The sequence below is a fragment of the Pseudorhodobacter antarcticus genome (assembly GCF_900110135.1).
Lineage (GTDB): Bacteria > Pseudomonadota > Alphaproteobacteria > Rhodobacterales > Rhodobacteraceae > Pseudorhodobacter > Pseudorhodobacter antarcticus.
Genome location: NZ_FOCO01000031.1, coordinates 1 through 18,712, shown reverse-complemented (window position 1 = coordinate 18,712; position 18,712 = coordinate 1). Strand labels below are relative to the sequence as shown.

The window sequence follows — 18,712 nt, the reverse complement described above, 5'->3', positions numbered from 1 at the left end:
GGAGCCCGCCATGGACAAGCCGCAATTGAAAGCCAAAGATGCCCCCGACTTGGGCCGTTTCGATTGGGAGGACCCCTTTCGCCTCAACGATCAACTGACTGAGGAGGAGCGGATGCTGCGCGACGGCGCACGGGCCTATGCGCAGGAAAAACTGCAACCGCGCGTGACCCAAGCCTACCGCGAGGAATCCACCGACCCTGATATTTTCCGCGAAATGGGCGCGATGGGGCTGCTGGGGGTGACCATACCGGAGGAGTACGGCGGTATCGGTGCCTCCTACGTCGCCTATGGGTTGGTCGCGCGGGAGGTGGAGCGGGTTGACAGCGGCTATCGGTCGATGATGTCGGTGCAGTCCAGCCTCGTGATGTATCCGATTTATGCGTATGGGACCGAAGCGCAGCGGATGAAATATCTACCGAAACTCGCATCCGGCGAGTATATCGGCTGCTTTGGGTTGACCGAACCGGATGCGGGATCGGACCCGGCGGGGATGAAAACGGTCGCCAAGAAAACTGCCAACGGTTACGTTTTGAACGGCGCGAAAATGTGGATTTCAAACTCGCCCATCGCGGATGTTTTCGTGGTCTGGGCAAAATCTGAGGCGCATGGCGGCAAGATTCGCGGTTTTGTGCTGGATAAGGGCACCAAGGGGCTGTCGGCGCCGAAAATTGGTGGAAAACTGAGCCTTCGCGCCTCTATCACGGGTGAAATCGTGATGAAGGATGTGGAGGTCGGTGAGGACGCTTTGCTGCCGTTTGTGGAGGGGTTGAAAGGGCCGTTTGGCTGTTTGAACCGCGCGCGGTACGGGATTTCCTGGGGCGTTTTGGGGGCTGCGGAATTTTGCATGCACGCCGCCCGCCAGTATGGATTGGACCGCAAGCAGTTCAACAAACCTTTGGCCCAGACCCAGCTTTATCAGTTGAAACTGGCCAATATGATGACCGATATTTCGCTTGGCATGCAGGCCAGCTTGCGGGTGGGTCGGCTGTTGGATGAGGCAAATGCGGCCCCTGAAATGATTTCTATTGTGAAGCGGAACAATTGTGGCAAAGCGTTGGAAATTGCCCGCCATTCCCGCGATATGCATGGCGGGAACGGAATTCAGGAAGATTATCAGATCATGCGCCACATGGTGAACCTTGAGACGGTCAATACCTATGAGGGCACCCATGATGTGCATGCTTTGATTTTGGGGCGGGCTGTGACGGGGTTGCAGGCGTTTTTCTAAAGCGCGATTTGGGGGTGATTTGCGGGGTGCATCGCGCGCGATGCGGGCTGTAAGCCGTTGAAAAATAAAGACGCCCTGATTTTTGTTTACCAAATATTAACCTGCGATCACAGGTGGATCGCGGGTTTTTCTTTGGGTTTGCTGTGGGCTGAATGGTGCGACATGCGGCCCCTATGCGCTGTCGCCGCACGCCAAAGGCGGGCGGCGTGGCCCAACATTGAGGCGCTTTTTGCGGGACGCAAAAGGCAACCAATGGCCGGAGAGCCCCCTGCCCGCGCGCCCTGCCCCCCTAAAACCGCTGCGCTACATCTTTTCCATTGCTTTGCGGATGTGGCGGTTGCCGCCGTGGGTCAGCACCCAGCGGCCCATGCGGCGCGCTAGGTCTGGATGGCCCTTATCCAGTGCGCGTTTGAACAGCTCTTTTTGATAGCGGCCAAACTGTTTTCGCGCACGCAGCTTTTGGTAAAACTCAGCTTCGGTCAACGTGCCATTCAACGCGGCCAGCACGATGGGCGACAAAATACCCATTTGCTGCAGGCTGGACCCAAGGCGGTGCCCCAGCAGCGGCGCGCGCAGTTTGACCACGTTTTTGGCGGTAAACCGCGCAACATGGCCTGCATCCAGCGGCTCATACGGGTCAAACAGCAGCGTCACGCGGCCCGCGCTGGACGATACTTTGGCGGCATCGCCGTATTTGCCCGTGAAATCACGATCCCACGCGGTTTTATACCGCGTCTCAAACGGGACCAGCGTTTTGTCCAACGTCGATTGCGGTGAAATTGCCACCACATCGGCCCCCGGACAGGCCGCCGCAAAAGCGCAAGCGCCGTAGCCGCCCATAGATGCGCCGTAGAACACCACACGTTTGAACCGTTTGAAAAACCCTTTTTTCTTTAGGTCGTCAAACTGGTCGTAAACCCAAGGGTCGCGAAACCATGTCCAGCCCGCGGCGGTGACGCCCAGCATCGACCAGCCTTGTTTTTCAATGAACGCAAAGCCCCAAGGGCGTTTATCTTCGCGTTTTTCCATCGCCAGATCGAGATTGTCAAAGGTCACAACCAGCGTGTCGGAGCGTTTGATGAAGAGCATCGCGTGGTCGCCGCTATCGCGGTAAAACCCATCCTTGCCAGCAAGTTCGGTGGCGATGTCGGCCCAGTTTTCCCCGTTTAGGCCGGGTGTGGCGGGGGATGCTGCAGGGGATGCTGCAGGGGCAGCAGTTTTTGGCGTGGGCGTTGATTTTGCAGCAGCATCGCCCGTTAGGGTGACCAGCACGCGGTTCACCTCGGTCCCGTCGTCATCGCGGGTGGACAACAGGTCGGTGCTGCCGCGCGGCCGCCAAAAGGGATAGCCGCCCCACCCTTTGCGCATATCAGTGATCACGCAGCCGCCCGGCGCAGACAGCGCATCAAACAGCGCGGCCCCGCGGCTTAATCTGATCGTATCGCCAAAGCCGGACAGGTTGACGACCAATTGGGCAGGCACCACATCGGCGGCCTTTGCCACAAGGTTGATTTGGTCAAAAGGCACGCCATTGTCGGTTAAAAAGGTGCGGTAGGCCGCGACCCAGCGCGAGGGTTCAGACCGCCATTCGCCGCGTTTGTCGATATCCACCAGATCAATCGCGCAGCCCCAGCGCCCCCATCCCGCCAAGGCCACCGATTGGGCATGCCCGCCCACATCGGCAAAGCGCGCGACCTTTTCCAGCGGCACGGCCGCCACCAGCCCCGCATCAAACACCGATTTGCCGCGCCCGGTCAGCGGGGCTGCGTGGGCGGCAATTTGGTGGTGGTCCAACAGGTCGGCCAGATAGGTGCCTGTGGGCGGCACGCCGTTATGGGCCAGACCCAACTCTCGTTTGTTGGAAGCCCACAGGTGCAGCGCGGTGGTGAGGGGCGACAGCAGCGCATCGACCACTTTGCTGCGGCGCAAAAACCGCAAGCGGTCGGGGAAGGTGATGGGATAGAACGCCTCTAGGGGTTGCACGCGGTCCAGCAGGCGGTGTTTGTGGACGAAATGGGTGACCATCATTGGCCCCCAAACGCCCCAAGGTTGCTGGCTGACATGCACGGGGGTGCCCGCCGCAGCCGCCGCGCGGTATTCAACTTGTTGGCTGTCTTTGATAAAAGGCGGGACCGCATAGCGATCTTCCATAAAGGTCATCATATCGCGCAAGATGGCGCTGTCATAGGGCAGGCCCAGCACGGCGTTGTTGACGCGCCGCCCGCCTGCCAGTTCAAACCCCATCACATAATCGCTGTCATAATCCATCGGTCGGTGGCAATAGACATCGGTATCGACCCAGATCAGCCCCGGGTTTTGGTGGATCATGTGGATGCGGAAATAATCCGCGAACAGGGCAAAGCTGTCTTTCTTTTCATACTTGATGAAATCTTCAGTATCGAGGATGTCGCGCCCATCGCGGCGGATCACGCCTGCGGGGACGTTTGGGATATCTTCATACGAAAACAAGGTGATCTTTTGGCCTTTGTCCACAAAGCTTTTCAGGCAGAGTTGTTCCATCCAGCTGAGGGGGCCACCGATCCAGAGGGTGCCGACTTCGCGTGTCCGTGCCATTGGGTTCTGCCTTGTGTCTTGCAATCTAGGGGCTGTTATTGGTGCTTATACAGAAACAGTCTGGCGGAAATGTGTTTATTTGCAAGGGTGGGGAAGGTTTTTCGTGGGGTTTGCTTGGAGATGGCGTTGCGGGTGTGGTAACCATTGGAAAAAGCGGCGGCAGATCGTTTTAAGCTGTGGGGCGTGGGAATGATGACGGTAGGTGGTGGCCAGATGATGCACCGGGTGATGGGTGCGCGGGATGTGGGGCGCGCGGGGTTTGGTGTGATGCTGGACTGTGTGCGCGTGGACTCGGGCCGGGTGATTGCGTTTTTTGGGCAAGGCACGGGGGTTGGGCAGTTTGCGCCGGACCCGGTGGCGGGCTGCGCCGTGGCGTTGGATTTGCGCGATGTGTCGGGGTCGGTGATGCTGGCGGTGGACGCGGCGGGCCCGGTGGTTTTGGGGTTGGCGGCGGGAGTTTTGGCCCTTGACGCGACGCAGGCGGAGCCGGAGTTTTTGGCGGGGCGCAATTGTTTGCTGGCGTTTCGCCTGTCGGAAAGCCCGGCGCAGATTGTGGATTGGCTGGTTTATCACGCGCGCCATCATGGGGCCACGGGGGCGGTCGTGGTGAACCGTTTGCCCGAAGATGGTACGTGGGTGCAAAAGCTGGGGCGGCTGTTGGCCAAAGCGTCGGTCAATATGCGCTTGGTGGTGCTGGATTGCCCGGTGCCTTTGGGCAAGCCCGGTTTGGGGCCGGAAAACCACCCGTTCTTGGCGCCGGATGCGCCCGGCAAGGACCGGATGGAGGTGCCAGCCCCCGATGCGTGGCGCGCGCCCTTGGGCGAGGGGTTGGTATTTGAAGTGGTGAAATGGCGGTTTTTATCAGCGGCGCGGGCGGTGTTGACGCTGGATGTATCGGATGTTTTGCAGCCTGCAACGGGGCCGACTGCGTTTGACCAGTGCGTTGCGGCGAAAAAGGGTGTGATTTTGCTGGCGGGGCGGCGGATATATCCGTGGCGCGTGCGCAATGGGATGGAGGCGCGAATTGCCGACCATACTTGCGCGCCGTTTGATATGGGCAAGCCGGTGATGCGCTGGGGGGTGGCCCCTGTGGTGGCGGGGTTATCGAACACTTGGCGGATGTTGCGGGTAGCCTATTCCAACCCCGATACCGACGCGGCGGTGCCGTTTTGGCGGGCGATGGCGATCAAAGTGCCGGGGCGCGCGGCGTCCGAACTGGCCCCCAAAACATCATTGGTGGAGGTGGAGGCGCTGATTGCGCTGTCAGAACAGGTGTTTGACCACAAACCCGTCCGCGCGCCTGTGTCCAAGATGAAAGCCGCGCCAAAAGCTGCGACACGCGCCGGGCGCACGGCGATTGTGACCACGATGAAGAATGAAGGGCCGTTCATTCTGGAATGGTTGGCCTATCACCGCGCGATTGGGGTGGATGATTTCCTGATTTACACCAATGATTGCACGGATGGCACCGACACCATGCTGGATTTGTTGCAATCACGCGGCATTGTGCAGCACCGCATCAACCCCTTTACCCCCGGCGGCGACCTGAAACCGCAGCACGCAGCGTTGCAGGCCGCCGAAGCCGAGCCTGTGATGCAAAACTGCGGTTGGGGCATTTGCATGGATGTGGATGAATTTATCAACATCAAGATCGGGGATGGCACGCTGGACGCGCTGTACCGCGCGATGGGTGATGCCAATATGATTTCGCTGACGTGGCGGTTGTTTGGCAACAGCTGCGTGCATGGCTATGCGGACCGCTTTTTGCTGGACCAATTCACCAATTGCGCGCCAGAGGTTATTCGCAAACCGCACCAAGCGTGGGGGTTCAAAACCCTGTACCGCAATATTGATATTTACAAAAAACTGGGGGTGCATCGGCCCAAAGGCTTGGTGCCTGATCTGTGGGACCAAGTGAAATGGCTGAACGGATCGGGCCGTCCCCTCCCCCGCACGATGTTTCGCAATGGCTGGCGGTCGACGTTGGAAACATATGGCTATGACTGGGTGCAATTGAACCATTATGCCGTGCGGTCGGCGGAAAGCTTTTTGGTGAAACGCGACCGGGGCCGTGTGAACCATGTCGACCGCGATCAAGGCCTGAATTACTGGTTTCGGATGAACCACAATTTAGAGAGTGACCAGAGTATTCAGCGCATGATCCCCGCGTTGCAGCGCGAATATGACCTATTGATGGGCGACCCCGAAATTAGGGCCGCGCATGACCATTCCGTGGCCTGCCACCGCGACAAGATTGTGGCCTTGATGCAATCCAAAAATTACCAGAATTTTTACGCCGAATTGACCAGCGACCGCATGGAAAAGCTGTGCCGGTTGCAGCATCATTTCGGGTCTGCGGTGTTTTCGGCCGGGCCTGCCGTTATTCCGGATGATTTGCATGAGCGCGCGTTGGCGGCCGATTTTTTCTTTACGGTGGAGCATGTGGGCGAGGCGGAGCATTGAAGATGCGTTTGCGCGGGTGGCCAAGGGCGGATAGGTATTTGGACCAAGCCGAATTTGGAGATGGGTGATGGGCGGATATACCGTTGTGACCACCATGAAAAACGAAGCGGCGTTTTTGCTGGAATGGGTCGCGCATCATAAGGTGCTTGGGTTTGATCATTTGGTGATTTGCACCAATGATTGCGCCGATGTGACGCGTGAGATGGTGGAACGGTTGGCCGAAATGGGTTTGGCGCGGCATCACGCAACCCGGCATTGGCCTGCGACATCCATCCAGCGGTCGGCGTTAAAGCAAGTGCGCAGATACGCAGATGTGACGGATGCGGATTGGGTGTATGTTTGCTACGCGGATGAGTTTTTGGTGGTGCAGATTGGCGACGGGACCGCGCGCGCGCTGGTGGCGGCCCGTGCGCAGGCGGAGGTGATTTCGGTGCCGTGGCGCATTTTCGGCCCCAATGGGCGGCGCGATTATGTGGACGCGTCGGTGACCCAGCAGTTTTGCCGGGGCAGTCTGGAGGCCCCGCGGCAAGGGATTTATGCGAAATCGCTGTTTCGCGGCGACCTTGATATGCAACGTATTGGGATTCACGCGCCCATCGCGCGGGCGGAATTGGGCCGGGCGTTTTTGCGCGAGATGCCGGGGGGCGGGCGGATTGACCCGGCCGTGAACTTGATGTTGGCGGGGCGCGATTACCGCGTGGCACAAGTGAACCATTATGCGCTGCGGTCGCGGGACAGTTTTTTGGTAAAGCGGGACCGGGGCCGTGTGAACCACACCGGGCAAAGTATGGACGCCGAATATTGGGACCGGTTTAATGTGGCGCAGGTGGGGTGCGATGGTATCAGACGCTATGATCTGGGCGTGGCGGATTGGATGGCGCGGTTGATGGGCGATGCGGTTTTGGCGGACCTGCATGGCCGCGCTGTGGCCTGGCACGCCGCAAAAATTGTCGAATTGCAGGGGCGCGCGGATTATGCGCCTTTGATCACCGCGTTGGATGAAAGGTTGGCCGCATGCGCATCCTAGCCATATTGACCGTGCGCAATGAGGCGGCGTTTTTGCTGGAATGGTTGGCGCATCACCGGGCCTGTGGGTTTACAGATTTCCTTGTGTTTTCCAATGATTGCACGGATGGCACCGATGTGATGCTGGACCGATTGCACGCGATGGGGTGGGTGACGCATCTGCGCAATGACGGCCCAAATTCGGAAGGGCCGCACCCGGAGGGGCCGCAATGGGCCGCGCTGAAGGCGGCGGATGCGCATCCGCTGGTGGCGGCCGCCGATTGGGTGTTGTTTTGCGATATTGATGAATTTGTGAACATTCATGTGGGCGACCGCAGCGTGGGCGCGTTGTTGGCGGCCTTGCCCGATGCGACCGCCATTCCGCTGACCTGGCGGATGTTTGGCAATGCAGGCGTGGTGGGGTTTGCCGACCGCCCCGTGACGCAGACGTTTGCGCGGGCCGCCCCTGCCGTGCTGCATTGGCCGTGGCGTGCGGCGATGTTCAAAACCTTGTTCAAGCGTGACGGCAGTTATGGCAAGCTGGGGGTGCATCGCCCGCGCAGCCCGCGCGATGTGTCGGGCCAGCGTTGGTTTGATGGGTCGGGGCGGGAACTGCCCGCAGAGTTTCACCGTGGCCGCATATTTTCGCCTTTTGGGCGGGACAATTACCAATTGGTGCAGTTGAACCATTATGCTTTGGGCGCGATGGAAAGCTATATGTTGAAATGTGATCGCGGGCGGGCGAACCGCGATGCATCCACATTCGATATGGGCTATTGGGTGGAGCGGAATTTTTGCGAGGTCGAGGATCGCAGCGTTGCGGCGCTGGGGCCGCGCAGTGTGCCGCTGCTTGGTGCGCTGAAAGGTGACGGCGAGTTGGGCGGGTTGCATGCGGCGGCCGTGGCGTGGCGGCACGCGCGGTTTGCGGCCTTGATGCAAGAGGAAGTGTGGCGTAGCTTTTTCGGGCGATTGATGATGGCGCGCCCCACGCGGTGTTTGACGGAAGCCGAAGCGCGGCTGATCTGGGCGCATGGACAGCAGGGGGTGGCGCAGCAGGGGGTGGCGCAGCAGGGGGTGGGCCATTAAGGAGGCGTTAAGGATTATGGCACCACAGGCCCAAAATAATTTGAAATTGCCACTGTGTTGCCGCTTTGTGTGCCTGTTTGTGCCACGTCTGGCTGTCATTCAATGTGGAACGACGCCAAGATTAAACTGTCCAAACTGAAGAATGGTAGAGCCTGACATGACCCAAAGTGACAACAGCATCGCCGAAACGCTGGAGCCAGCCCCCCTTGATCGGGCGGGTTGGTTGTCGCTGCTGCGCCAGATGGGCGAGGATTCGGGTGGGTTTGATGCGTTGGGCGACCATCATTGGGCGGTGTTCAACGAAGATGGGCCGATTTTGGTGATCAGCTTTGACCGGCTGGAGGATATTGCGGCGCTGGAACCCGGCACGATGCCGCAAATCTTTGGCCAAGCGACGAAAAATGGCTGGTCGCATCTAAGCCTGATTTCGGAGGGGAAGACGTGGTACCGCGACCCGCCCGTGATCGCCCATATCGACCGTTTGGTGGATGAGGCGTTTTTTGATAATTTCGACCGTGTGGTGTTTTACGGTGCGGGCATGGGGGCCTATGCGGCGGCGGCGTTTTCCGTGGCGGCACCCGGAGCCACCGTTTTGGCCGTGCAACCGCGCGCCACGCTGGACCCAAGCGTGGCAGGCTGGGACACGCGAAATATGGCCGCGCGGCGGTTGGATTTCACCCACCGCTACGGTTATGCCCCCGATATGATTGACGGGGCGGCGCAAGTGTTCACCATCCACGACCCCTATTGTCGCGCTGATGCAATGCATGTGGCGCTGTTTCGCAAATCCTTTGTCACCCATTTCAAAGCGCGTTTTCTGGGCGATCATGTGGCGCAGTCTTTGGGTGAAATGGGCGTGTTGCCAAAGCTGGTCAAGGCGGCGTGTGATGGCACCTTGACCCAAGAGACATACACGACGCTGTGGCGCGAACGCCGCAATTTCGGCAATTATCTGCGCTGGATTTTGCGCGCCTGCATGGATGCGGACCGCCCAAAGCGCGAAGCAATGGTGTGCCGGTCGGTCACCAACCGCATGCGCGCGCCCGCCTTTCGCAAACATCTGGAAAAGCTGGAAAAAACTGATGAGGCTGTGGGCTAGGCTGCAGCCCCGCGCAAAAGTCGATTTTTGCCACTGGAAAATGCGGGCGTGTTAGGCTAGCGAATGGGTCATGACACACAGCATCACCATTCGCCGCCCCGATGATTGGCACCTGCATTTGCGCGATGGCGCGATGCTGCACGGCATCTTGCCCGAAACCGCCCGGCATTTTGCCCGCGCCATTGTGATGCCAAATCTGGTGCCGCCCGTGGTGACCTTTGCCGATGCGCGCGCTTATCATGCCCGCATCATGGCCGCCCTGCCCGCTGGGATGGCCTTTGAACCCTTGATGGTGTTGTATCTGACCGAAACCACCGACCCCGATGATGTGGCCGCCGCCGCTGCGTCCGGCCTTGTGAAATCGGTCAAGCTGTATCCCGCGGGGGCCACCACCAATTCCTATTCCGGCGTGCGTGATTTTGACAAAGTGCGCCCTGTATTGGAAAAAATGGCCCAGATTGGCCTGCCCTTGTGCGTGCATGGCGAAGTGACCACGCATGAGGTCGATATTTTCGACCGTGAAGCGGTGTTTATCGACACAGTGCTGGACCCGATGCGCCGGGCAACCCCCGGCTTGCGCGTGGTGATGGAACATATCACCACATCGCAAGGAGTCGATTATGCCCGCGCAGGCGGCCCAGACCTGGCCGCAACCATCACGACGCATCATTTGATCATCAACCGCAACCACATCCTCGCGGGCGGTATCAAACCGCATTACTATTGCCTGCCCGTGGCCAAACGCGAATCCCATCGCTTGGCGCTGCGCGCGGCGGCCACGTCGGGGGATGCGACCTTTTTTCTTGGCACCGATTCCGCCCCCCATGTGGACGCGTTGAAAGAAATGGCTTGCGGCTGCGCAGGTTGTTTTACCGCGACCAACACCATGCCCCTGTTGGCGCATGTGTTTGAAGAAGAAGGCGCGCTGAACCAGTTGGAGGCGTTTGCGTCCCGAAACGGACCAGCGTTTTACCGCCTGCCCGTGAATGAGGGCACAATGACCCTGACCAAAGGCGGCCCGGCACAGTGGCCCGAAAAAATCCTGACCGAAGCAGGCCCGGTCACCGTTTTCAACCCCGGCTTTCCCGTGCATTGGCATGTAGACGGCTGACACATCATTTGGTCTTAAATATCCCCGCCGGAGTGAAAACGTCGAGGATTTCAACCATTTGAAATCATGTATCTTTTGACTGCGGCGATATTCGCAGTGCTACAGTTTTGTGCGCCAAGTGAGGCACACCTTACTATTCCGGATATAGGCGACCAGCGCAAGGGCGACATGCTCATGGTGGCCATGCATTGTAGAAAGCGTTGGTTGCGGGAGCTCGACTTCATAAATACTTACCTTTGTATGATGCTCGCAATTAGAAACGAATACCTTTCCTTATCCTATTGAATTTCATCACTTTAACAAGAAGTCTTTAAAAAAACTGAACAAAAGGATGGGCCGTAGACCCTTGCTTTGATCAGCGCTGGAGTCCGATCTGCGGACGATCCCGCCCTTTGCGCTTTCCAATCCAAAGACAGCGTCAATCAGTCCTCCCATTGTCAGATCAGCCCACTGCCTGTTCAATCGCCCGTAGAGATCCAGCGCGGCCGCCGCCCGAATACGGGCTCCGGTGCGGCGGACGGCAGCTTTCCATCCACCAAAGACCAAAATCCCGCCTTCCGGCCGTGATCGGCACGCAGCTTTTCGCGGTATGCCGTATGCAATGTCATGCCGTCAGGTCGCGCTGGATCAGCATCCGCTGACACGGCAAGACCCTCCAGCAGCCGCAGATATTTCGCGCCATGCGGATAGGCCTTGGATCTGGCCCGGGCCAGAATGTCGTCCAGCAGCGCGCGGTAGAGGATCGAGGCGGCAAGCGGATGGTCATGCTGCAGCAGATCCGCAACCTCCGGCAGAACATGCCAGTCTCGGCCATCCCAAAGCCCATGCCGCGCGATGATCAGCTGCGCGGCGAGATCCAGCCGCGCCCACGCGAGGAAAAAGCGCAGCGCCACCATTGCTTTGGGATGCCCCGCAGCCATGGTCAACGCCCGCTCCTCGGCCTCGATATCCTCGAAATCCGGCAGGGATTTCAGATGCTGCCGCAGCAAATCGGGTGACAGGGTTTCTGCAAATCGTGACCAGAGCACAGTGCCCGCCTCTTGCTTGCGGCCAAGCGCAGTCAGAATCCGCGCCTCCAGGCCAACCTGCAGCACGGCTGGATCGTCCTCGGCATCGTCGTCCGCGCCCGGAACCCTTGGGGTAATTCCGGGGCCTCTGCGCACCCAGTCAAGCGCTTCCTCCGCCCTGCCCGCCTCCAGAAGTTGCGCGGCAATCCCGAGCGTTTCGCGCAGCCGTTCGGGCTTTTCCATCTCAAGCCCGATCAACTGATCCAGGTCGCCAAGGGAACCGGCTATTGCCTGCCGGATCTCGCGCCATTGGCTGGTCATCGAATAAAACCATTGCCCGCCGGCGCGCTGCCCGGCCTCGGCGAGATGACGTTCGACGATCTGTTCGGCCAGGTCACTATCCCAACGGGTCAACGCCGGGCGCGAGAGATGTAGCACAACTTGCGCCGCAACTTGAGTCAGATAGCCGTGTTCGGTATCCCCTAGCCGCGCCATGACAAGACCGGGCAACGCATCGCCATCCGGTTCAGACAGCGTCCCGGCGACAACGCCCAACCCCTCGATGGCCGCGTGATAGACATCCTGCACATGGCCAGAGGAATCGTCGATCCGCTCAAAAACCTGCCCATGCGTGGCGATGAAACGTAGCAACCGGTCTGCTGCCAGCGCCGGATCTACGGGCCCGAGTTCGCCCAGAATACTCCCCAGCAGCCCCTTCAGATCATCGCGGAACGGGCGGATCTTGTCCCAATCAATGAAGCTGCGCGCACGTTCCAGCCCAGCCAGCCGCCGATCAATCAGTTTCGCGATGGCCTCCGGCCCGGATTGCCCCGCAAGTGCGGCATTGAGCCGCCGTTTGAAGCCAGCATTGCCGGCGGCTTCCTCCAGCACAAGGGCCGTGAGCTTTTCCGCGCCGAGGGAGGCAAGATGTTCAAGCCTGAGTGTTGGTTTTCGGGCCATGGCGTGCGTTTCGGTTGGGATCAGAGATTGATGCCAGTTGCACTGACCTATGACAACAGGGAGGTGGCAGATTGATTAGCCAGGCAGAAGTGCTTAACGTCGATATCTGCTGACGGGTCAGCCCCGGAAAATCGATGTGAAGGGCGGAAACCGGACCTTCGCTGCGTTTGCGCGGTCTCAAGGGCCGCCCTGCGAAAGCTGCCGTTCATTGAGGGGTAAAACTAAATAATGCTGCGACCGATCTAATGGCGGAAGTGAGCCCAAAATGCATGATGGTGCAACGTCAACAAAACTCCGCTTCACCTAGCTCAAAAAAATTCAGTGCAGTATAACCTGGGTTAGATGACAAAAACGCCGCAGCTTGGAAAGCTCAACTCGGTTAGTCAGGTGGATTAGTCACTGCATTTTTGATGAAGTCCCAAAGCTCTGCGTGACCAATTGTAGTTTTATCGGTCTGCAAAGTTGCCCTTAAAGCTTTGCCTTCCATCGCGTCTAGGATCAAACTCGCTGCTCCTCGCGTGTCAGGCAACGAACGGAAGCAACCTTCTTTTACCCCACGTGTCAAAAGGGATGCCAATGCATCAAGCAAAGCATTTTGGTTTTCCAAGAACATTTTGGCGATGTCAGGCTTCCGCACAGCTTCGCTAGCGATCTCAAGGCTGAGAATCACGTTCTCTGGTGCGGAAAGGTGGATGAGATAGTTGCGCACAAAACCTTCAAGAACTTCCAATGGTGCCACATCATTCCTCAAATAGGAGAGGAACGGCTGCAACTCTTCGCGCTCTAGGGCAGCGATTTCTGCCAAAACGGCATGTTTTCCGCTGAAGTGGTTGTAAAGATTGCCTAAACTCACACCTGCGCGTTTCGCAATATCACGGACACCGGTCTGGTGGTACCCTTTTTCAAGGAAACTCATTAGCGCCGCCTCAAGTATATGAGCGCGGCGAGACTTTAGTTCTTTGTCGCGTTTTGTTTCGACTAGGGGCTCTTGCATATTTATATTTCTAGGGCTAATTGCACGGTGAACGATCGTTCGTTCGCATGTTCTATCTACTTTTAAGTTAGAAGTAAGGCGGACCACGCAGCATGTGAAGTAGGAAAAAAGAAATGGCCGACCAAATCAAACGAAATAGGAAAGCGTACATGCGGCGCGGGATTTGGATAATGCTTTCAGTGGCGTTGCTAGTGATTGTTGGAACCATTCTGGCTTTGACAGAGGATACGGCTGACGTCACGCAAGCCAACGCTCCACCTGCGCTGCAAATCGTTTCTGTCAGGGACTTGGCTGTCAGCGATGTTACCGCATCGGTTGAAACTTTTGCCGAAGTACGTCCTCGCTGGTCAGCTGACATCCGGCCCGCTGTTGGTGGCAGGATTGTAGAGGTGCGCGAGGCTGCTCTTGCAGGAGTGCAGGTTCCCGCTGGCGCTGTCTTATTCCAGATAGAAACCACCCAGTATGACACGGCAGTAGCTGCAGCGGAGCTGTCGTTGGCAGAGGCGCGGTTTGCTATGCTGCAAGCCGAAAACAAAACAACTATCTCACGGCTTCAGTTTGAGCGTGACAGTGCGCGCGCACCCAATGACCTAGCCTTACATATACCGGAGCTTAGAATCGCTGAACACCAGGTGGCTTCTGCTGATGCACAGCTTCGCGCAGCACAGCAGCAGCTTGCTGATACTACTATCACCGCGCCATTTTCAGGTTTCATCACGGAGCGGCTGATCAGTCTGGGCCAAACTGTGACCGCAGGTGAGCCGTTGTTGAAGTTGGTGGATGATAAGCAGTTTGAAATGACCGTTGAATTGTCACGTGAAAGCTGGGCCTTGTTGGATCACCCAATTGCCGCGCAAGTTGTGCAACTTGTAGATACTGTCGGTACGCCGATGGGGACAGCTATCGTCAGGCAAGGTGGTGGTTTTCTTGATCAAAACACCCGCCAATACCGCGTATTTATTGAAGTGAGCGAAACCAACGACCAACCTATTTTGTCAGGTGACTTCCTGCGGGTGCTTCTGACTGGACGGGTTCTCAAAGACACGCTGAGTATTCCAGACACCGCGCTGACCAGAACTGGGCACGTGTGGTTTGTTGATCAAAATGACCAGCTGATGCGTCTTGCCCCCGATATACACTTCCGGCTCAACGACCAGATTGTGATCGCAGCACCTTTAGGTGGTCATAGGCAGCGCGTCGCTATCACGCCGCTGGCGTCGTTCCTGCCCGGCCAGCGTGTCGCACCACATCGCCAGGAGGATTGAGCTATGCACGCAATGACCGGATGGTTCATTCGCAACCCAGTTGCAGCGAACTTAATGATGGCGCTGATCCTCTTTCTGGGCGTTATGACTGCCTTTACGATACGGATCGAAGGTTTCCCCCGTATTCCGCCCGACAGCATCCAGATCACGACTGAATACAACGGCGCACCCGCCGAGCAGGTCGACGAACTTGTCACGCGAAAGATCGAACAGGCCCTAGAAGGTCTGGAAGGTGTTCGCAGTGTAACTTCGCGATCTGGCGACAGTACTTCGTTTATCAGTGTTCGCCGCGCAGGTGGGCAAGATCTACAACGTCTGCTGGATCAAGTGCGCTTGCGTATTGATGCGGTAACGGGTCTGCCAGCCAATGTGCGTCGACCTGTGATTGACGCTGCGGGATTTGATTTCCCAGCACTTTACGTGAACTTGCACGGTGATACTGACCCTGCAACGCTTCAGACGCTGGCAAGGCGGTTGAAGGAAAGTCTATTGTCCCAACCGGAACTGTCACGTCTTAACATCTGGGGGCTGATCCCGCGTGAGATGCGTATTGAGGTTTTACCGGAACGTCTTCGCCAGCTTAACTTGACGGTTTCGGATGTCGTTAGTGCCATTCAGGCGAACTCTCTAGATTTTCAGGCGGGAACCCTGCGTACAGCGGGTGGCAATATCTACCTGCGTGCTGATGACCGGGCTCGGTATGCTGCGGACTATGCAAAGCTGCCGGCGGTTGTGCGTGCAGATGGTTCAACCGTGCCGCTAAGCGATATTGCCACGATCACGGATACATTTGTGGATGGTGATTTTCTGTTTCGCCTGAATGGTGATGCCACCGTTGGCATGGAAATCCTGATCGGGCAAAAAGAGAACCTGCTGGAAATTTCCAAAGTGGTGAATCGCGTCGTAGCAGACTTTGCCCCACAATTGCCGTCCGGCATTCAGGCTACCGTCTGGGGGGACAGCGCCAGCTATATCTCAGATCGTTTAAGCCTACTGACCTCGAACGGGGTGCAGGGGTTGCTACTAGTCCTGCTTGTCCTATCGATTTTCCTGAATGTTCGCTTGGCTTTTTGGGTTGCGATGGGAATTCCCATCTCGGTGATGGGGGCGCTGGCGGTGGCCGGCACCAAGTGGGTGGATTATTCGCTGAATGACGTCACCACGTTTGGACTGATCATCGCACTTGGCATTCTTGTTGATGACGCCGTTGTGGTCGGTGAAAGCGTATACGAGGAACGCCGTAAGACCAAAGACCCCATCGTTGGAACCGAGAACGGGGTGAACAAGGTTGCGGTTGCAACTGTCTTTGGTGTGTTGACCACTATCGCAGCCTTCTTTCCAATGCTTCTGATCGACAATCCACTCGGCAAAGTGCTGGCGGGTTTCTCGGGGATCGTGATCTTGTCGTTGATCTTTTCGCTCGTAGAAAGCAAGTTTATCCTACCTGCCCATCTGGCGCATACACAACTGGATGCAAAGCCCAGATATCTGCTGACGCGGGGCTGGGCAAAAGTGCAGAACGCTGCGCAGGCAGGATTGAATTGGGTGCGCGATAGCCTTTATCTGCCCGCACTCCATGCCTCACTACGTCATCGGTATGCAGTGTTGGTCCTGTTTCTTGCTGCGGGCCTCCTTGGGTTGGGCCTGATTGGAAAAGGCACAATCAAAACAGTGTTTTTCCCAGATGTGCCTGGGCAAATTATTACCGTCAATTTGGAGATGGACTCGCGGGCCCCGTTTTCACTGACCCGTGACAATGTTCGGCGGATTGAGGATCTGGGCAACGAACTGAACATAGAGCTGCAGAAAAGTGCCGCGTTAGATACCCCGCCGATAAGCACTGTGTTTGTCATAATTTCGGGTGCCGAAAGCGCACAGATTTATGCCGAACTGTCCCCTGTGATTGAAAGGCCAGGCGTTGAGACTGTGGACATCGCACGTGAATGGCAAAAGCGAACTGGTCAAATCGAAGGCGTCACTGAGTTAGAATTTACAGCCTCAGAGGCGCTGGGTGGTGGATTTCAGTTGCAACTGTTGTCAAAAGACCCCGACCTGCTGCACGCCGCCAGCACCGAACTGCGCAGTTTTTTGGCTGGCATCGATGGGATCAGTAATATCCGCGACACCATGGCGGGGGGTCAGCCCGAACTCCGCGTACACATCCGCCCAGAGGCCCGTAATCTTGGTTTCAGCGCAGAAACGCTTGCTAGTCAGATCGGGTATGCGTTTGGCGGCGCAGAAGTGCAGCGTATTCGCCGCGATAGTTCAGAAATACGAGTGCTGGTCCAGAACGCCCGCCCTGCGCGCAATACGGTTGACGATTTACTGCAAACTCGACTGCGCAGCGATACCGGGGCTTGGGTGCCGCTAACAACCGTGGCCGAAGTGAATGGCGGCTATGTCGCAGGTATGAAACACCGCTTGAACGGTCAAACTGTTAACACCGTGGCCGCCGCCATTGACCGCTCGGTTGTGTCCCCGGTGGAGGTTGCCCAGGCCGTGACAGAGCAAATGGTGCCGCTTCTTGCACAGAAATACCCATCCGTTCAGGTGTCCTTTGGGGGTGAACTAGAAGAGATGGGAGAAATCCAGGGTGGGCTTTTGCGGGCGTTGTTGTTGGCCACCGTGCTTATATACGTGCTTATGGCGGTGCCGCTGAAATCCTATTCGCAGCCCTTCATTATTCTTGCGATCATACCATTCGGGTTCGTCGGGGCCGCGATTGGGCATCTGATCATGGGGCTGCCTTTATCGCTGTTTTCGTTCTTTGGCATGCTCGCGCTGACCGGTGTGGTGGTGAATGACAGTCTGGTGCTAATCACCCGCTACAACCAAAATCGCACGTCAGGAATGGACGTGATCGCAGCGCTGCACGAGGCTGGCATCGGACGGTTTAGGGCGATTTTCCTGACCACTGCGACCACAGTTATTGGCCTTCTTCCTCTGTTGACTGAAACGTCTGAGCAGGCGCAATACCTTATCCCAGCAGCCGCATCTCTGGCATTCGGTGAGATTTTTGGGACAGCCCTGATGCTCATCCTAGTTCCGGTCTTAATCGCCATTGGTGATGATATTCACACTGCGGTGTTTCCCGGCGACGTTGCGGCTACAGCCCAAAATTCAGAGGTCTAGGATATCGTGATGTTGAACAATGGCCCCCTGACTGTTCTGGCGCTTTTGCGGGCGTTCCGCTGGCGCATTTCATTTACTTGGTTGCTGATCCTTATTGAGGTTGCTCTTACTGCACTTGTTCCGCTTTTCATCGGTTTTGCGATCGACGGGCTATTGGCCAATGATACGGATGCGCTGTTCCAGTTGATGGCTGTTCTAGCAGTGCTGATTGTAGTCAGCGTGATCCGTCGTGCCTATGATACGCGTGTTTTCGGCACTGTACGTGTTGAAATGGGGAAAACCCAAGCTGCGCGCGCGACGAACCTGCCTGTGTCGACGTTGAATGCTCGGCTGGGGATGGGACGCGAGTTGGCAGATTTTCTTGAGGCCGACTTGCCGTTGGCGATGACATCACTTGTCCAAGTCATCATATCGGTCATCGTCCTATATATATTTGATCCCGTGTTGGCGCTGGCAGGGGCGAGCGCGGTGGCGACGATGTTGGCAATATACAGTCTGTCGCATGATCGTTTTTATAGGCTCAATGGCCAGCTTAATCAGCAGACCGAGCGGCAGGTTGGCATTCTTGAGACACGCAAATCACAAAGCCTATCAACCCATCTGACGCGGTTGCGCCGTATCGAAGTGCGGATATCTGATACGGAATCCATCGTTTACGGTGCGATATTTGTCGTTCTCCTTGGATTGGTGGTCTTCAACCTTTGGTATGCGACTGCCAATTTGACGATCACATCGGGTACGATCTTTTCGATCGTCACCTATTCATGGGAACTTGTTGACGGGGCTCT

At 57.3% G+C, this 18,712-nt stretch carries 12 protein-coding genes; 9 read left to right on the top strand and 3 right to left on the bottom strand.

Translation table 11 applies throughout. The annotated features are described in order from the left end of the window. The first annotated feature begins 10 nt into the window (after positions 1-10). Positions 11-1,228 (top strand): acyl-CoA dehydrogenase, encoded by a 1,218-nt coding sequence (locus tag BMY36_RS13835; RefSeq protein WP_139194059.1) that lies wholly within the window; start codon positions 11-13, stop codon positions 1,226-1,228. A gap of 303 nt (positions 1,229-1,531) precedes the next feature. Here the strand turns inward: BMY36_RS13835 and BMY36_RS13830 are convergent, their stop codons facing one another. Then, a complete protein-coding gene (locus tag BMY36_RS13830; protein ID WP_050519995.1) occupies positions 1,532-3,802 on the bottom strand; it encodes a hypothetical protein in 2,271 nt (756 codons plus the stop codon). 189 nt (positions 3,803-3,991) lie between these two features. On the opposite strand from BMY36_RS13830, the gene BMY36_RS20795 reads away from it, so the two are divergent. The 5 genes from BMY36_RS20795 to pyrC all read left to right on the top strand — a co-directional run bounded on the left by BMY36_RS20795 (position 3,992) and on the right by pyrC (position 10,566). Then, positions 3,992-6,265 carry a glycosyltransferase family 2 protein gene (locus BMY36_RS20795; protein WP_269430841.1) on the top strand — a complete coding sequence of 758 codons (2,274 nt, stop codon included), beginning with the start codon at positions 3,992-3,994 and terminating at the stop codon, positions 6,263-6,265. Between the two features lie 67 nt (positions 6,266-6,332). Next, entirely contained in the window at positions 6,333-7,292 is a 960-nt protein-coding gene (locus BMY36_RS13820; RefSeq protein ID WP_050519997.1) for a glycosyltransferase family 2 protein, read from the top strand. Continuing rightward, positions 7,280-8,356, top strand: coding sequence for a glycosyltransferase family 2 protein (locus BMY36_RS13815; RefSeq protein ID WP_050519998.1), 1,077 nt, complete (start codon positions 7,280-7,282; stop codon positions 8,354-8,356). The genes BMY36_RS13820 and BMY36_RS13815 overlap by 13 nt, the downstream gene beginning before the upstream one ends. Before the next feature lie 157 nt (positions 8,357-8,513). Then, entirely contained in the window at positions 8,514-9,455 is a 942-nt protein-coding gene (locus BMY36_RS13810; protein WP_050519999.1) for a hypothetical protein, read from the top strand. A gap of 70 nt (positions 9,456-9,525) precedes the next feature. Continuing rightward, on the top strand, positions 9,526-10,566 hold the full coding sequence (gene pyrC / locus BMY36_RS13805; RefSeq protein ID WP_050520000.1) for a dihydroorotase: 1,041 nt from the start codon (positions 9,526-9,528) through the stop codon (positions 10,564-10,566). Positions 10,567-11,024: 458 nt separating this feature from the next. Here pyrC and BMY36_RS13795 read toward each other — a convergent pair whose 3' ends face one another. Continuing rightward, the gene (locus tag BMY36_RS13795) at positions 11,025-12,533 is read right to left on the bottom strand and encodes a DUF6880 family protein (RefSeq protein WP_139194058.1); all 1,509 of its coding nucleotides are present in this window, start codon (positions 12,531-12,533) and stop codon (positions 11,025-11,027) included. A gap of 379 nt (positions 12,534-12,912) precedes the next feature. Next, on the bottom strand, positions 12,913-13,527 hold the full coding sequence (locus BMY36_RS13790) for a TetR/AcrR family transcriptional regulator (RefSeq protein ID WP_050520003.1): 615 nt from the start codon (positions 13,525-13,527) through the stop codon (positions 12,913-12,915). Between the two features lie 113 nt (positions 13,528-13,640). On the opposite strand from BMY36_RS13790, the gene BMY36_RS13785 reads away from it, so the two are divergent. From BMY36_RS13785 to BMY36_RS13775, 3 genes are all read left to right on the top strand, one after another. Continuing rightward, positions 13,641-14,792 (top strand): efflux RND transporter periplasmic adaptor subunit, encoded by a 1,152-nt coding sequence (locus tag BMY36_RS13785; RefSeq protein WP_050520004.1) that lies wholly within the window; start codon positions 13,641-13,643, stop codon positions 14,790-14,792. Between the two features lie 3 nt (positions 14,793-14,795). Beyond that, the gene (locus tag BMY36_RS13780; protein ID WP_050520005.1) at positions 14,796-17,924 is read left to right on the top strand and encodes an efflux RND transporter permease subunit; all 3,129 of its coding nucleotides are present in this window, start codon (positions 14,796-14,798) and stop codon (positions 17,922-17,924) included. A 9-nt stretch (positions 17,925-17,933) separates the two neighbouring features. Beyond that, positions 17,934-18,712: ABC transporter six-transmembrane domain-containing protein (locus BMY36_RS13775; protein ID WP_074818818.1), on the top strand; the 779-nt coding region annotated here is incomplete at its 3' end.